The 16059-nt window shown below is 60.6% G+C and carries 13 protein-coding genes; 6 read left to right on the top strand and 7 right to left on the bottom strand.

What is annotated here, in order from left to right; all coding sequences use genetic code 11:
* Positions 1 to 202: 202 nt before the first annotated feature.
* The 3 genes from thrC to SYNCC9605_RS13375 all read right to left on the bottom strand — a co-directional run bounded on the left by thrC (position 203) and on the right by SYNCC9605_RS13375 (position 3828).
* The gene (thrC, locus tag SYNCC9605_RS13385) at positions 203 to 1261 is read right to left on the bottom strand and encodes a threonine synthase (RefSeq protein ID WP_049749510.1); all 1059 of its coding nucleotides are present in this window, start codon (positions 1259 to 1261) and stop codon (positions 203 to 205) included.
* A gap of 101 nt (positions 1262 to 1362) precedes the next feature.
* Entirely contained in the window at positions 1363 to 1944 is a 582-nt protein-coding gene (locus tag SYNCC9605_RS13380) for an alpha/beta hydrolase (RefSeq protein ID WP_041435343.1), read from the bottom strand.
* Positions 1945 to 1968: 24 nt separating this feature from the next.
* Positions 1969 to 3828, bottom strand: coding sequence for an ABC1 kinase family protein (locus SYNCC9605_RS13375; RefSeq protein WP_011365612.1), 1860 nt, complete (start codon positions 3826 to 3828; stop codon positions 1969 to 1971).
* A 77-nt stretch (positions 3829 to 3905) separates the two neighbouring features.
* On the opposite strand from SYNCC9605_RS13375, the gene recN reads away from it, so the two are divergent.
* From recN to SYNCC9605_RS13355, 4 genes are all read left to right on the top strand, one after another.
* Positions 3906 to 5588 carry a DNA repair protein RecN gene (gene recN, locus SYNCC9605_RS13370; protein WP_011365611.1) on the top strand — a complete coding sequence of 561 codons (1683 nt, stop codon included), beginning with the start codon at positions 3906 to 3908 and terminating at the stop codon, positions 5586 to 5588.
* Between the two features lie 45 nt (positions 5589 to 5633).
* Positions 5634 to 8597 (top strand): excinuclease ABC subunit UvrA, encoded by a 2964-nt coding sequence (gene uvrA / locus SYNCC9605_RS13365; RefSeq protein ID WP_011365610.1) that lies wholly within the window; start codon positions 5634 to 5636, stop codon positions 8595 to 8597.
* Positions 8597 to 10093 (top strand): alpha/beta fold hydrolase, encoded by a 1497-nt coding sequence (locus SYNCC9605_RS13360; protein ID WP_011365609.1) that lies wholly within the window; start codon positions 8597 to 8599, stop codon positions 10091 to 10093. Before uvrA ends, SYNCC9605_RS13360 begins: the two co-directional genes overlap by 1 nt.
* Positions 10094 to 10298: 205 nt before the next feature.
* Positions 10299 to 12422 (top strand): HAD family hydrolase, encoded by a 2124-nt coding sequence (locus SYNCC9605_RS13355; protein ID WP_011365608.1) that lies wholly within the window; start codon positions 10299 to 10301, stop codon positions 12420 to 12422.
* On the opposite strand, the gene purT is transcribed toward SYNCC9605_RS13355, so the two are convergent.
* Positions 12408 to 13586 (bottom strand): formate-dependent phosphoribosylglycinamide formyltransferase, encoded by a 1179-nt coding sequence (gene purT / locus SYNCC9605_RS13350; RefSeq protein ID WP_011365607.1) that lies wholly within the window; start codon positions 13584 to 13586, stop codon positions 12408 to 12410. The two genes, SYNCC9605_RS13355 and purT, sit on opposite strands and share 15 nt — an antisense overlap.
* Positions 13587 to 13705: 119 nt before the next feature.
* Here purT and SYNCC9605_RS13345 point away from each other — a divergent pair, with 119 nt between their 5' ends.
* On the top strand, positions 13706 to 14296 hold the full coding sequence (locus tag SYNCC9605_RS13345) for a L,D-transpeptidase (protein WP_156783218.1): 591 nt from the start codon (positions 13706 to 13708) through the stop codon (positions 14294 to 14296).
* Positions 14297 to 14390: 94 nt separating this feature from the next.
* On the opposite strand, the gene SYNCC9605_RS13340 is transcribed toward SYNCC9605_RS13345, so the two are convergent.
* Complete coding sequence (locus SYNCC9605_RS13340; RefSeq protein WP_011365605.1) at positions 14391 to 14993, bottom strand: alpha/beta hydrolase; 603 nt, start codon at positions 14991 to 14993, stop codon at positions 14391 to 14393.
* 173 nt (positions 14994 to 15166) lie between these two features.
* On the opposite strand from SYNCC9605_RS13340, the gene SYNCC9605_RS13335 reads away from it, so the two are divergent.
* Complete coding sequence (locus SYNCC9605_RS13335) at positions 15167 to 15589, top strand: M23 family metallopeptidase (RefSeq protein WP_011365604.1); 423 nt, start codon at positions 15167 to 15169, stop codon at positions 15587 to 15589.
* Between the two features lie 4 nt (positions 15590 to 15593).
* Here SYNCC9605_RS13335 and SYNCC9605_RS15300 read toward each other — a convergent pair whose 3' ends face one another.
* The gene (locus tag SYNCC9605_RS15300) at positions 15594 to 15761 is read right to left on the bottom strand and encodes a hypothetical protein (RefSeq protein WP_011365603.1); all 168 of its coding nucleotides are present in this window, start codon (positions 15759 to 15761) and stop codon (positions 15594 to 15596) included.
* A complete protein-coding gene (locus SYNCC9605_RS13330; protein ID WP_011365602.1) occupies positions 15761 to 16009 on the bottom strand; it encodes a hypothetical protein in 249 nt (82 codons plus the stop codon). The genes SYNCC9605_RS15300 and SYNCC9605_RS13330 overlap by 1 nt, the downstream gene beginning before the upstream one ends.
* Positions 16010 to 16059 lie beyond the last annotated feature (50 nt).

Here is a 16059-nt window from a genome sequence, read left to right as displayed (position 1 = left end):
ATGGGGAGTAAGACCGTGTTTTCCACTTCTTCACAGCGGGTGGAAAACTTTTGGGGCGAGCGAGTGGATTCTTTTTGTCTTTTTCCACAGCGTGTTGCGATGGTTTTAGGCCGTCTTCCGCAGCCGCTTTGTTGGTTGGTTTGGTCTTTTGGCTATAGAAAAGCTTATCTGGGGGTTTGAAGCGCGTTGATCGAGGGCGGTGTCAGAAGCCCATGACGCTGGCGACGGTGCCCAAATCGGGATTGAGATCGGTGTGGAATGCAGCGTCGTTGTTGCTGATGGCGCAGTCGGGATCCTTGAGGCCGTTGCCGGTCAGAACGCAGACCACCGTGGCGCCGGCAGGCACTTCATCTTTGCGCTTGAGCAGGCCTGCCACAGAGGCAGCGCTGGCGGGTTCGCAGAAGATTCCCTCCTGGCCGCCCAGAATCTTGTAGGCCGCGAGGATCTCCGCGTCGGTCACATCCAGGAAAGCGCCGTTGCTGGCCTCGCGTGCTGCCAGGGCCTTGGCTCGGTTCACCGGGTTGCCAATGCGGATGGCAGTGGCGATGGTTTCGGGGTCCGTCACTGTGGTGTTGTTCACCAGTGGGGCGGATCCGCTGGCCTGGAATCCCATCATTCGGGGCAGGCTGCGGCTCCGGCCGGCCTGCTGATATTCCTGAAAACCCATCCAATAGGCGGTGATGTTCCCGGCGTTGCCCATGGGTATGCACAGCCAGTCGGGTGCATCACCGAGGGCATCCACGATTTCAAAGGCCGCGGTTTTCTGGCCCTGCAGCCGGTAGGGATTCACCGAGTTCACGAGGGTGACGGGATACTTATCTGCCGCTTCCCGAACGATGTCGAGGGCGCGATCGAAGTTGCCGCGGATCGCCAAGACCTCAGCCCCGTAGACCAGCGCCTGAGCCAGTTTCCCCTGGGCGACATAGCCATCCGGGATCAACACGAACGCACGCATCCCACCCCGCCTGGCATAGGCCGCAGCCGCAGCACTGGTGTTGCCCGTGCTGGCACAAATCACCGCTTCACAACCGGCTTCCTTGGCTTTGCTGATAGCCATGGTCATGCCCCGGTCCTTGAAGGACCCTGTGGGGTTCAGGCCGTCGTACTTCACAAACACCTTCACGCCCTTGCCGATCTGTTCCGCTACCGATGGAACGGGGATCAAAGGGGTGGCGCCTTCACGAAGGCTGATCACCGGGGTCGCATCGCTTACGGGAAGCCAGCTGCGATAGGCCTCGATCAGTCCAGGCCAGTCCTGCATCACAGGAGTGGCAGTGAAACGCCGACGGAGGTTCTGAAACAGGGACACCGGCTGGGATGGGGGGTTTGCCGGAATCTAGGCGGCGTCCGATCAGGGCTTGGTCAGGGTTGCGCTTCCTTCAATCCGTCCAAGGGGGAGTCGGAGAAAAACTGCACCAGGCCGGCGATGGATTCCGCTTTTTCGATCACCCCGAACAGAGCGGGAAGATTCACCGCCATAACGGCATTGGGGTAGCCCTTCAAAAAGCTCACTGCCGTGAGGCCATCTTCGCTCTGCAATCCACTGATCACTCCGGCGCGGATCGCCGGAACACTCACCTCAGGTTCAGGTGTGTAGATCGGATGAATGATGCGTGCGACACGACGCAGGATGGCTTCCCCGATCCGTGTGTTGATAAGACGGCTTGTGAGCACCAGGGGAAGCTCGAGGCTCTGGTTGAGCATCTGCGACACCTCGTTGGGGTCTTGTCCGGAGAGATCAAGCAGATCCTCCAGAAGCCCATTGGCTTCACCGGTTTCGGCCAGGTGTTCAATTTCCTTGACGGGAATGGAGCGGCGGAAGGCACCACTCACCAGGGCGATCTCCGTGGCGGCATGCAGGGGTTGCATGACGCTGCTCCAAGTCAGCCCAAGCCCTGCCGCTATCGCCAGCAGAGAGGAACGGGTGAAGGGCTTGGGGAGCATCACGCTGATGGTGTTGGCCGGAAGTTAGGCCGGAACTCCAGCGGCGACCCGCACCAGGCGGACAACTCCCCGTTCGGCCAGCCCCTGAGCCACTTTGAAGCCCATGCGCCGGGTGTTTGGTTCATTGAGCACCCTTGGCATTCGACGCAGGAGAAGGTCGGGTGTGAATCCCGGCAACGATTGCAACACCTGAATCAACTCCCGCACCGGCTCCAGTTGCATCAGTGGATCGGAGAGTCCGGGCGGTGTCTGGCCAAGGGCGGAGGGTTGCAATCGTTTGGGCAGGCGTTGACCCAGGCGTTGCATCGTTGACCAACCCAGGGCATCCAGCCGATCAACCGTGGCGGTCACCAGTTGATCCCGGAGCAGCCCTGCCTTGGGAGAGAACAGGAAGTCGAGCAGTTGATCGAGCAAGGCCTCCAGATCCAGTTGGGCCTGACTTGCGGCGCTGGAGACCAGATTTTCCAGACGGGTCCAACGGAAGGCGTCCCCGTCGAACAGCATCTCCTTGAGGCTTTGACGCAACTGGGGATCGGGATCTTCCATCAGCCGCCTGGCGAAGTAGGGGTAGGCAGCACCGAGGATCTTGAAGTTCGGATCCACACTCAGGGCGATGCCCTCCAGGGTGACCAGCGACCGAATGATCAGGGCGTAGTAAGGCGGCACCCGGAAGGGGAATTTGTACATCACACCGGACATGTCGTCGGTCACCGCCTTGAAATCCATGCGGTTGACGCCGGCCTCCAGGGCCTGGCTGAAGACCTTCTCAAAGGCGGGAACAATCGGTTCCAGGTTTACGTCTTCCGCCAGGAATCCCAGGGTGACGAAATCTTTGGAGAGCTTCCCGAAGTTCCGGTTCACCAGATGAACCACGGCCTGAATCAAGCCGGTGCGTGACTCGCGGCTCACCTCGCTCATCATCCCGAAGTCGAGATAACAAAGGCGACCGTCCTCCAAAGCCAGGAGATTGCCGGGGTGGGGATCCGCATGGAAGAAGCCATGCTCCAGCAACTGTTGAAGGCTGCAGTTCACGCCCACCTCCACCATGTCGTCCGGGTCCACACCGAGCTCGCGAACCGCATCGAGGTTGGTGAGCTTGACGCCATCGATCCACTCCATCGTCAGCACCCGGCGGCTGGTGGCGTTGCGATAGATCGTTGGAACAGCGATGCGAGGGTTGTGTTGGTGCAGCTCAGCGAAGGTCTCAGCGTTCGAGGCCTCGTTGAGGTAGTCCATCTCTTCGAACACCCGTCGCCCCAGTTCGTCGATCAGAGCGACGAGGTCGCTGCGGATCAATCCGATGTTGCTGTTCAACCAGGCGGCGATGTTGCGCACGATGTAGAGATCCAGGGTGATCTGTTCACGCAGCCCCGGGCGCTGCACCTTCACAGCGACTTTGGCGCCACCTTTGAGGGTTCCTTTGTGCACCTGTCCCAGGGAGGCGGCTGAAATCGGGTCCCGGTCCAGCTGCTCGAAGACCTTATCCACCGGTGCCCCCAGGTCCTCCTCGATGCAGGCCATGGCGAGGCCGCTGTCGAAGCCGGGCAGTTGGTCCTGCAGCTGCGCCAGTTCCTCCAGCAGCAACGGGGGGACGATGTCCGGTCGGGTGGAGAGCGCCTGGCCGGCTTTGATGAAGGCGGGGCCGAGATCCACCAGGAGCTCAGCGCATTCGCGGGCGCGGCCGCGAGCCCGTTCCTCATCCTTCAGCAACTGGAAGATCCAGTCGAAGGCGACGCCCAGCAGCAACAGGCCGATGGGTACAAGGGTTTGCCAGAGCCGACGGATCAACCGCTGGGGATGGCCTGCATAGATACGTGTGATGGCGGCGGGGTCGTACTCGAGCAACCCCGCGGCTTCGATGAAATCCCCGAGCTCCTGCGCCATCAATTAATCGGGATGTTCGACACCCCTTCTAAACGAACCGAGCTGCCGCTACGGTCGGCATTATCACAGGGCTGGACGTGCTCACCGGTCTGCAGCTGCAGAACATCGCTCTGATTGAGAGTCTTGAACTGGATTTCAGCTCCGGTTTCACGGTGCTCACCGGTGAGACCGGAGCTGGCAAGTCGATCCTTCTCGATGCCCTCGATGCGGTGCTTGGTGGAGCGCAGGGTTCCAGCGGCATTCGTCTGCTGCGGGCTGGTTCGGATCGCGCCAGGATCGAGGCTGCGTTTCAACTCAACCCAGCCCTCGAGCAGTGGTTGATCGCGGCGGAGTTTGACCCCGAAGAGGAGCTCCTGATCAGTCGCGCATGGAAACGGCAGGAGGGTGATCGTTATTCCAGTCGCTGCCGGCTGAACGGCAGCACGGTGAACCGTCAGCAGTTGCTTGAGCTCAGGCCGCTGTTGATTGATCTCACGGTTCAGGGACAGACCCAGTTGTTGTCGCGGGCGGGGCAGCAACGGCTCTGGCTTGATCGTCTCGGTGGATCTGCATTGGCCGAGGTCAAAGCACGGGTGGCTGATGCCTGGACCGAATGGCGCCAGGCATCAGATGCCCTGATGGCCCTTGAGCAGGAGCAGCAGCGCTCCGAACAGGAGCGGGCTGAACAGGAAGAGCAGTTGGAGCAGCTGCAAGCTGCCGATCTCGACGATCCAGAAGAGCAGCAGCGGCTGGAACAAGATCAAGACCGCCTCGTCCATGGCGTGAGGCTGCTGGAAAGTCTGGCCTTGCTGTTTGGCCGAATCCGCGATGGTGTCGATCAGGCGCCTTCGCTGCAGGATCACTTCGCGGCGTGCATCCAGGAGCTGCAGGCCATGGCGCAGCTGGATGGTTCGCTTGAGCCCCTGCTTGATCAGGCCCTGGATCTCGAGGCTGGTGTCGACGCTTTGTTGCGCTCCCTCGATCAATACGGTTTGGCGCTCGAGAGTGATCCAGACCACCTTGAGCGGATTCAGGACCGTTTGTCGGTCTTAAAACGCCTGCAGCGTCGCTACGGCCTTGATCTGGCTGGTTTGATTCAGCGGCGCGATGAGCTGCTTCAACGTTTGGGATCGGAAGGCTTCGCGGCTGATCTCACCCGCCTGCACCAGGTGGAAAACGACCGTCGCCAGACGCGAGACCAAGCTAATGCGGCCTTGCGTCGCGAGCGGTCCAAGGCGACGGAGGCTTTAGAGGCCTCGTTGCTGAAACTGTTGCCGCCCATGGGCCTGGCCAATGTGCGTTTCAAGGTGGATCTCACCCCCTGTGACCCGGCTGAGCATGGTGCGGACGCGGTTCAATTCCTGTTTTCCGCCAATCCCGGCCAACCGATGGCGCCGCTGACGGAGGTGGCGTCCGGCGGTGAGATGTCTCGTTTTCTGCTCGCGCTCAAGACCACCCTTGCCGCGGTGGATGGATCCAGCACGCTGCTGTTCGATGAGATTGATGCCGGCGTCAGTGGACGCGTTAGTGGAGCCATGGCGGATCTTCTTCAGACCCTGGCCCGTCAGCGTCAGGTGTTCTGCGTCACCCACCAACCGCTTGTGGCAGCGGTTGCGGATCACCATTTCCGGGTGAGCAAGCATGTGGAAGACGGTGTCACCCACTCGCGAGTGTCCCGACTGCGGGACACTCAGGAACGCCGCCAAGAGCTGGCAGACCTCGCTGGTGGTGATCAGGCTGATGCCTATGCAGCAAGCCTGCTGGACCAGCGAACAGCTTGAAGGCTTCGGTTCTTCCTAAGGTATTGAGCTTTCCAACGGGTCCTGATGGCGCGAGCTGCTGCCAAGATCGCTGACTCAGCTGGCCCGCTGGCGACTCAGGACGATGTGATTCGAGTGAGGGGTGCCCGGCAGCACAACCTCAAGAACGTCGACGTCACCATTCCCCGCAACAAGCTGGTGGTATTCACCGGGGTGAGTGGCAGCGGCAAGAGTTCACTCGCCTTCGACACGATTTTTGCAGAGGGACAGCGCCGCTACGTCGAAAGTTTGTCGGCCTATGCCCGCCAGTTTCTGGGGCAGGTGGACAAGCCCGATGTCGATGCCATCGAGGGCCTGTCTCCGGCGATTTCGATTGATCAGAAATCCACCAGTCACAACCCCCGTTCCACGGTCGGCACCGTCACGGAGATTCAGGACTATCTCCGTCTGCTGTTCGGCCGTGCCGGCGAGCCCCACTGCCCCAAGTGTGGCCGTTCGATCAAGCCGCAGAGCATCGACGAAATGGTCGATCAGATCCTGCTGTTGCCGGAGGGAACCCGCTATCAGTTGTTGTCGCCGGTGGTGCGCGGCAAGAAGGGCACCCACACCAAGTTGATCAGTGGTTTGGCGGCGGAAGGTTTCGCTCGGGTGCGCATCAACGGTGAGGTGCGCGAGCTGGCCGACAACATCGAGCTCGACAAGAACCACAGCCACAACATTGAGGTGGTGGTCGATCGTCTTGTGGCCCGTGAGGGGATCCAGGAACGGCTGACCGATTCGTTGCGAACGGCCCTCAAACGCGGCGATGGTCTGGCATTGGTGGAGGTGGTGCCCAAGAAGGGGGAGGAGCTTCCCGAGGGCGTTGAGCGGGAGCGTCTCTACTCCGAGAACTTCGCCTGCCCCGTGCACGGCGCTGTGATGGAGGAGCTGTCACCGCGGCTGTTTTCGTTCAACAGCCCTTACGGCGCCTGTGAGGCATGCCATGGCATCGGCCATCTGCGCAAATTCACCGTGGACCGTGTGATTCCGGATCCAACGCAGCCGGTGTATTCCGCGGTCGCTCCCTGGGCCGAGAAAGACAACAGCTACTACTTCTCTCTGCTGTATTCAGTGGGTGAGGCCTTCGGCTTTGAGATCAAGACCCCATGGAATGAACTCACGGATGAACAGCGGGATGTGCTGCTCAACGGAAGCCGCGAACCGATTCTGATCCAGGCCGACAGCCGTTATCGCAAGGGGCAAGGGGGATATACCCGGCCCTTCGAAGGCATTCTTCCGATCCTTGAGCGGCAGCTCCGCGATGCCAGTGGTGAAGCCCAGCGCCAGAAGTTGGAGAAGTATCTCGAGCTGGTTCCCTGTGAAGCCTGTGGCGGACAACGGCTCCGCCCTGAAGCCCTGGCGGTGAAAGTGGGGCCGTACCGGATTCCAGAACTTACGGCCGTCAGCGTCAGTCAGACCCTGGAACGGATCGAAAAACTGATGGGTGTGGGCGCCTACGAGGGTTCAGAGCCCTTGCTGAATGCCCGTCAGATCCAGATCGGTGATCTGGTGCTCAGGGAAATCCGCCTTCGTTTGAAATTCCTGATTGATGTTGGTCTCGATTACCTGAGCCTTGATCGACCGGCGATGACGCTCTCCGGCGGTGAAGCCCAGCGCATCCGTCTGGCAACTCAGATCGGTGCTGGTCTCACTGGAGTGCTGTATGTGCTCGATGAGCCAAGCATCGGCCTGCATCAGCGGGATAACGACCGTCTCCTAAACACCCTGGTTCGGCTCAGGGATCTTGGAAACACCTTGGTGGTGGTGGAACACGATGAAGACACCATTCGTGCTGCCGATCACGTGGTGGACATCGGCCCTGGTGCTGGTGTCCACGGGGGCCACATCGTGGCGGAGGGAAGTTTCGATGATCTGGTGGCAAGCAGTGAATCGCTCACCGGCGCTTACCTGAGTGGCCGTCGCTCGATTCCAACGCCAGCTGAACGTCGCCAGAGCGGTTCGCGCTCGCTCAAGTTGATCGATTGCAACCGCAACAATCTCAAGAACGTTTCGGTTGAGTTTCCCTTGGGTCGGTTGGTGTCCGTCACCGGGGTGAGTGGCAGCGGCAAGAGCACCCTGGTGAATGAGCTCCTGCACCCGGCTCTTGAGAACGGACTGGGTCTCAAAGTGCCCTTTCCCCAGGGTCTGGGTGAACTGCGGGGGTTGAAGTCGATCGACAAGGTGATCGTGATCGACCAGAGCCCGATTGGACGCACGCCCCGCTCCAATCCAGCCACCTACACCGGTGCTTTTGATCCGATCCGTCAGGTGTTCGCCGCCACGGTGGAGGCCAAGGCCCGCGGTTACCAGGTGGGTCAGTTCAGTTTCAACGTGAAGGGTGGCCGCTGTGAGGCCTGCCGTGGTCAGGGCGTGAACGTGATTGAGATGAACTTCCTGCCGGATGTGTACGTCCAGTGCGATGTCTGCAAGGGCGCCCGCTTCAACCGCGAAACCCTGCAGGTGAAATACAAGGGCTACACCATCGCGGATGTGCTGCAAATGACGGTGGAGCAGGCCGCTGAGGTGTTTGATGCGATTCCTCAGGCGGCAGATCGCTTGCGCACCTTGGTGGATGTGGGCCTGGGCTACGTAAAGCTCGGCCAGCCGGCGCCAACCCTCTCGGGGGGTGAGGCCCAGCGGGTGAAGCTTGCAACGGAGCTGTCACGGCGGGCCACTGGCAAGACCCTTTATCTGATTGATGAGCCCACCACTGGCCTCAGCTTCTACGACGTGCACAAGCTGATGGATGTGATGCAGCGTCTTGTGGACAAGGGCAATTCGATCATCTGCATCGAGCACAACCTTGACGTGATCCGTTGCAGCGACTGGATCATCGATCTCGGCCCCGAAGGCGGTGACAAGGGTGGCGAGATCCTGGTCACTGGCACTCCCGAGGAAGTCGCCCAGCACCCCACCAGTCATACCGGCCGCTATCTGGCTCGAGTTTTGGAGCAGCATCCCCCAGAAGTGCCCGTTCCATTGGCGGCTTGATGACCCGACTTCGCACCCACCTGGCGGCCCTGACTTTTGGCATGTCACTGGCCCTGAGTGGGGTTTCTGCTTCAGCCTTGGAGCGGTTCGTCTTGCGTCTCCCGTTTCTGGAGACGGAGATCACGATCAATTTCGATGACAGTAAGTCCGCTGAACAATTGATCCAGGCCAGTCCGGATCTGCAGGATCTGGAATTGGTCAGTGGTGGCAAGTTGTTGCCGCTGTTGCGCCAGGTGTTCCTTACGCCGCTGCCCCTGGAGACCAAGGCCCTGCTGGCGGGATCGACCGGTCAGCCGCTGCTGGAGCAGGCCCTCCATGCGGCGACGCAGGTGGTGGATCTTGAGGGGGTGGAGCTCGACGAAAGCGGACGGATGCTGACCGAGGCCCTGCTTCGCGCTGAACGCCGGGGGCAACCCAATATTCTCGGCTTTTTGAGGGAGTTGCCGGGAGAGCAGGCGTCGATCGACCTGTCGCGCCTCGCTGAGGTGGCTAACCGGCTTAAAACCAACCTTGAGGTGGGGGTTGCCCTGGCCCGTTCCGTTGAGGCTGCATCTGTGACAACCGCTCTGCGGGAGCCTCTGCGGCCCAGCTGGTCCCGTGAGGTTGTTCAGGTGTCCGTGCCCCATCGGCCGAAACCCATGCGGGTTCTCATGCTTCAGCCTGCAGCCCCTGGGAATGGTCGTTTGGTGGTGATCTCCCATGGGCTCTGGGACGATCCGGAGTCGTTTGAAGGGTGGGGTGAGGTGCTGGCTGCCCACGGCTACACCGTGCTCTTTCCCGATCACCCCGGCAGTGACCTCAATCAGCAGAAAGCGATGCTAGCTGGTGACGCGCCGCCGCCGGGGCCTGAAGAATTGAGGCTTCGGCCCCTTGATGTGTCCGCTTTGTTGGATGCGGTCAGTTCAGGTCGTCTTCTGCCGGGTGCCATGTTGAACATCGACGCCGTTGCAGTGGTGGGTCACTCCTGGGGAGCCACCACCACGCTTCAGCTGGCCGGTGGGGTTCCTATTGATTCCAGACTCAAAGCCCGTTGCAACGACCTTAAGGATTCGGAGCGAAACATCAGTTGGGTGCTCCAGTGCAGTTGGCTGTCGGGGGTGAACCAAGCCGCTGTTGCTGATCCAAGGGTCAAGGCTGTTGTGGCCGTCAGTCCGCCCTTGCGTCTGTTGTTCGACGGCAGTCGCCTTGAGAGCCGTCCGGCCAAGATGCTGCTGATCAGCGGTACCCGCGATTGGGTGGTGCCTTCGGGTCCGGAAGCGATCGCTCCGATGCGTCAGACCAAGGCCGTGCGGTTGGGTCACCGCTTGGTGTTGGTGCAGGGTGCGGACCACTTCAGCCTTCGTAGTTTTCGGGGCGAGCCGACCCCGGCACAGGTTGGACCAGTGATCCTTGGCTGGATCAACGAGAAGCTTGAGCTGGAAGGCGCCCTCACCTTCTCTGCGGGTGGTTGGGGTGATGAGCAAGGCAGCCTTGTCGATGTCAGCGACCGCCTCTGACGTTGCTGGCTTGTTACATCAAGCCGAGGGCATGCGTGTTGTCCCTTGGGTCCAGATCCATTGCACGACAACACGACTCCGCTTTTTGATTCGGTTTGATTGGTTGGTCTTCTAAGGATTTTTTTAGTTTTTGCTCCTTCTTCCGCCTCTAAAGAAAAAACAACGGCACGAATCTGCGTCCCGTTGTTGTTTGTGAGGGGAGCGAATGGGGATCCGGTTGTTGCATCTGCACCTTCACGGTCTGTTTCGTTCCCATGAACTCGAATTGGGCCGGGATGCTGATACCGGTGGTCAGACGTTGTATGTGCTGGAGCTCGTGCGCAGCCTGGCTCAGCGGGCTGAGGTGGAGCAGGTGGATGTGGTCACCCGGCTGATTCAGGACCGACGGGTTGATCTCGATTACAGCCAACGGATTGAAGACATTGCTCCAGGAGCCCGCATCCTGCGCTTTCCCTTTGGTCCGAAGCGTTATCTGCGCAAGGAGCTGTTTTGGCCCCATCTCGAGGAGTTGGCTGATCAGCTGGTGGAACATCTGAGCCAGCCCGGTCAGAGGGTGGATTGGATTCACGCGCATTACGCCGATGCCGGTCTGGTGGGTGCTTTGGTCAGTCAGCGGCTGGGGATTCCGCTTGTCTTCACCGGCCATTCCCTCGGTCGGGAGAAACAGCGACGGCTCCTGGCGGGTGGCCTGGATCGATCTCAACTTGAGCAGACCTATGCCATCAGCCGTCGCATTGACGCCGAAGAGCGTGCCCTGGCCCAGGCGGATCTGGTGATCACCAGCACCCGTCAGGAGGCCGATCAGCAGTACTCCCGCTACGGTCACTTTGAGGCGGATCAGGCGGAGGTGGTGCCCCCAGGTGTCGATGCTTCCCGCTTCCATCCCCACGGTTCATCGCAGGAAGGCTCCGCGCTGCAAAGCCTGTTGCAGCCTTTCCTCAGGGAGCCCGGGCGTCCGCCTCTGCTGGCGATTTCCCGTGCGGTGCGGCGCAAGAACATTCCCGCGCTGGTGGAAGCCTTTGGCCAGTCGCCGGTGCTGCGGCAGCGCCACAACCTGGTGCTTGTGCTGGGCTGTCGGGATGACCCGCGGCAGCTCGAGAAGCAGCAGCGCGATGTGCTTCAGCAGGTGTTCGATCTGGTGGATCGGTTTGATCTCTATGGCCAGGTGGCCTATCCCAAACAACACAGCCGTTCCCAGATTCCCGCTTTGTACCGCTGGGCGGCGAGCCGTGGAGGTCTGTTTGTGAATCCGGCGTTGACCGAACCTTTCGGACTCACCCTTCTGGAGGCCGCGGCCTGTGGTTTGCCGATGGTGGCCACCGACGATGGCGGCCCAAGGGACATCCAACACCGTTGCGACAACGGTCTTCTGGCGGACGTCACCGATCCCGGTGCACTTCAGGAGGCCTTGGAATTGGCCGGCAGTGATCGCTCCCGTTGGCGTCGTTGGAGTGACAACGGGGTTGAGGCCATCAGTCGTCACTTCAGCTGGGATGCCCATGTGTGTCAGTACCTCGCCTTGATGCAGCAGAAGGTCCGCGTTTCACCTGTTCGGGCGATGTCGGTGGTGCGGCGGTCCAGCCCTGTCTCCAGACTGTTGGCGTTGGATCTCGACAGCTGCTTGGAGCTGCCAGAGGAACGCTCCCTTGCCCATCTGCGCGATCGGCTTCACGCCGAATCCTTTGCGGCTTCGACTGGCTTGGTGATCCTCACGGGACGCTCGTTGGACCAGGCGTGTCAGCGCTACCGGGAGTTACATCTTCCCGACCCCAAGGCCTGGATCTGCCGGGCTGGAACCGAGATTCACCACACTTCGGATCGCGCGGAAGATCCCGTATGGGCGCAGCGCATCAGCCAAGCCTGGGATCGCGAGGCTGTTCTCGCAGCGATGGGGCAACTCAAGGAACACATTCAGCTTCAGGACCCTGATCACCAGAGTCCCTTCAAGGTCAGTTACCTGTTGCGTGCCTCCAACCGCGGTCTGATTGGTTTGGCCCGTCAGTGCTTGCGCCGCCATGGTCTGCAGGCGGAACCCCAGCTCCGTTGCCACTGGTTCCTGGATGTTCTGCCCCAGCGTGCGTCCCGCAGCGAAGCCATTCGTTTTCTGGCCCAGTCTTGGCAGCTCCCCCTGCAGCAGGTTCTGGTGGTGGCAAGCCAGCAGGGGGATGGAGAGTTGCTGGATGGGTTGCCCGCCACGGTGGTTCCTGCGGATCACGATCCCTGCCTGTTGGGTCAACGGACCCAGCAGCGGGTGTACTTTTCGAAACGCCCCAGTGTTGGAGCCGTGCTGGATGGCTTAACCCACTTTCGGTTTTCAGCCAGCCGTTGACCCTGGGATCACGGATACACAGGCGGCTGCCCTGTCGGCTTTGGCTTGTGCTTCCTTGCGATCGACTCCCCTTGCCAGAGCCACACCCATCCGCCGACCGGGGCGGGCTGTGGGCTTGCCGAACAGCAGCACTTGGGTGTCGGCTTCCGTGAGCGCTTGTTCGACCCCTTCAAAAGCGACGGAGTCCATGTTCGTTTGGGCCAGGATCACTCGGCTGGCGGCGGCATCTGCTGCTGTGATCGCGGGGATCGGAAGACCGAGAACAGCGCGCAGATGCAGTTCGAACTCGCTCAGGTTCTGGCTGATCAGGGTGACCAGGCCTGTGTCATGCGGCCGGGGAGAGAGTTCGGAAAAAATCACCTCATCGTCACAGAGGAAAAATTCCACACCGAAGAGGCCGGCACCGCCCAGGTTGTCGGTGACGGTCTTGGCCATGGCCTGGGCCTGATGCAGTTGCTGGTCGGTCAGTTGCGCCGGCTGCCAGCTGCACTGATAGTCCCCTCCTTCCTGTTCGTGGCCGATTGGTGCACAGAACAGGGTTTCGCCATTGCGCTGACGGATGGTGAGCAAGGTGATCTCCAGATCAAAATGGAGAAATTCCTCCACGATCACCTGGGTTGAGGTGCCCCGTGCGCCGGCCATGGCGGCCTCCCAGGCCTTGGGTAGATCGTCCGCACAGTCCACCACGCTCTGGCCTTTGCCGGAGGAGCTCATCACCGGCTTCACCACGACGGGCCAGCCCAGCGGCTCCGCCACCGCTTTGAGTTCCTCAGCACTGGAGGCATAGGCGAACCGGGCGGTGCGGAGATTAAGTTCGCCGGCTGCCAGGTCGCGGATGCGGTCTCGGTTCATCGTGACGGCCGTCGCACGGGCCGTTGGAATCACGGTGATTCCTTCTTGTTCGAGTTCCGCCAGGGCATGAACGGCGAGCGCTTCGATCTCCGGGATCACCACATCGGGTTGGTGGCGCCTGACCACCTCCAGCAAGGCATCGGCATCGGTCATCGGCAGCACTTCGGCCACGTCAGCCACCTGCATGGCCGGGGCACCGGCATAGCGATCACAGGCGATCACCCGGCAGCCCAGCCGTTGGGCAGCAATGGCCACCTCCTTGCCCAGCTCCCCGCTGCCCAGCAGCATCACGGTGCGTGGAAACGACGGCATGGTGATCCTTGAACGGCCTGCCTGCATCATCAATCAATGCAAGTCCTGAGACTTTTCGCAGCCTGGGGAGCAGCTCCCGATGTCCCGCTAGGTCAAGGATGCGTTCTTGATTGAGTCCAGTGCTTCGGGCGACGTTGTTAGCGGTTCTCGCTGGAGCCTGTCTCCAGCTCGGGCCGGTTCAGTCCAGGCCTGCGGATCTCATTCCACCGGTCGCCCCCTGGCTCAGTGATGCAGAGGCACTGGGCTTGCTGCCTGTTGCTCTTCGTTCCCGTTCCACGAAGCAGCTGGTGCTGCATCGTTCCAGCCGTCAGCTAATCCTGCTGGAGCACGGGCAGCTTCGTTTGCGTGTGCCTGCTGCGGTCGGCACCCAAGGCTGGGAAACGCCTCTCGGCGAGCATCGGGCTCTTTTTAAAGCGGTGGACCCCGTTTGGCGGCATCCCGGCACCGGTGCGCTGGTTCCCCCCGGAGGCCGAAATCCACTGGGATCTCGTTGGATTGTTTTTTATCAGGACTGCTCCAATCCCGGTGGTTGGGATGGCGAGAAGGTGGTGCAGGTCCGCGGCTGCTCCCACGTCGGCTTGCACGGCACGCCCCACCGTTGGACTGTCGGACGGGCCGTGTCGCATGGATGCGTTCGCCTTTATGACGAACACATCCGCAGGGTCTATGACCTTGTGGATGTGGGGACTCCGGTGTTGGTCCTGCCCTGATCGTTGATCGTTTCGTTGTGATGAATCAGGAAATGAAAAAAGCCCTGGGTTGATCCAGGGCTCGGTGGACGTGTTTTGTCGTTCTGCCGTTAGATCACCAGAGTCCCTGGACGGGAGCAGCAGTAGGAGCTGGCTCTTCGGCCTTGGCGGTGTAGGCCTGGATGCAGGCCGGGGTGTTCATGTACCAGCTGAGCAGCGAGGTGTCCTTGTGGAAATCACCTTGCACGTCGGCATTGCAGACTTTCATGGCACCTTGCAGGCGCTGGTCGGTCGGCAGCTTGGCCATCATTCCGTAGCTGGAGAGTTTTCCATCTTCAGCATCGAGAATGATGGCGCTGCGAACGGCCTGGAGGTCGTTCTGCTGGCTGTAGTACGGGTGATAGTTGCTATTGATGCTTTCTTTGAGGAAGGCCTCGCCTTCGGTGGAATAGAGGATGCGAGTGACGTCAGCAACGTCGACGTCGTACTGCTTCTCCAGACCCACCTCGAGTTTTTCGCGGGTCCAACCGGACAGGTCGCTCAGATCCTGAGGAACGGGATTGGAGACGGCTTTTTTGCCACCGATGGGCAACAGCACGTTGGAGCGAACGAAGCCGTTGGTGACGGTGCGGGCGGTTTGCATGGGTGCGGCGAAGCCAGGGAGTCCAGCTGCGGCGACCATCAGGCCGGCACCGGTGAACAGAAGTGCTCTGCGCATGAGCTGCAGTTGATTTGCTCTCGAACCGTCGCCAGACCGTCGGGGCAATAGCCCGGAACCACAGGGTTTTTTTTCCCCTTTAAGAGAGCGTTAACGAAAAACGGGAATGCTTTCTTTCCTCTGACGGAAGGAACCGTGTCTTAAGATTCTCTTCCGATTCTCGTTTTGATTGCTTGCTGGGTCTGTTTGCCGCGTTGCTTGTGCCGATGTCGGGTGTGGTGACCCAGGGCGTCGAACAGGACCATCCAGCTTTGGACATCTCATGCCGTGTTGGTCGCCCTGTGCGTGCTGCCCATGACGGGGTCGGTCGGAGTCGCTGGACAGCCACCCACGGATGGACGTTTCACCTGGCTGGGGCAGGCGTCAAGACGCGATACAGCCACCTCAATGCTGGTGCCCCAGCAGGCTCCTATGACCGCGGCCAGATCATTGGTCTTTGTGGCAACACGGGCCGATGGTCGACTGGTCCTCATCTTCACTTCGAAGCGGAACCCCTGCATCTCCTGGACGTGCTTGAGAGCCCCAGCGGAGATCAGCTGAAATCGATGGAGCAATTGCCTCAATGGCGTCAGCGCTCGGTGGAAGCGAGCCGTTGAGGGATCAGTTCGAATCGGTGCTGCTCTGACGGCGCACTTCTCCGACCAGCCATACGCCCATGAATCCAAGCGACGACAAACCGAAATAGATCAGCACCCATCGCAGAACCCGATCAGGATCCGCAGCTGCATTGGCGAGCAGCTCAGCAGTTTTGGCAAGCAGGTTGTCCATCAGTTCTGAAGATCGGGGATCAGCGTGAGTTGGCGGACCGGTGATTCTTCGCTGACGAAACCCCAGGCTTCAAACACGCTGGAATCGGGATGCGTGATGCGCTGCTCCGTTCCCTTGCGTTCCAGTTGGAACCCTTCGCTTGACATGCGTCGCATCAAACTGGCCGACTCCTCAAACCGGGCAGCCATCGCCTCGAGGCTTGAGCAGTCAGCTGTGAGACCGGTTTCACGCCAGGTGAAGTAGGTCATCCTGCCTTGCCGCCTCAAAATATGACTTTAAGGGATGTGAGCGGTATTGA

This window comes from Synechococcus sp. CC9605 (assembly GCF_000012625.1).
Taxonomy (GTDB): Bacteria; Cyanobacteriota; Cyanobacteriia; order PCC-6307; family Cyanobiaceae; genus Parasynechococcus.
Note: the sequence above shows the minus strand (reverse complement) of the source record. Positions and strands in the feature narration are given on the sequence as shown.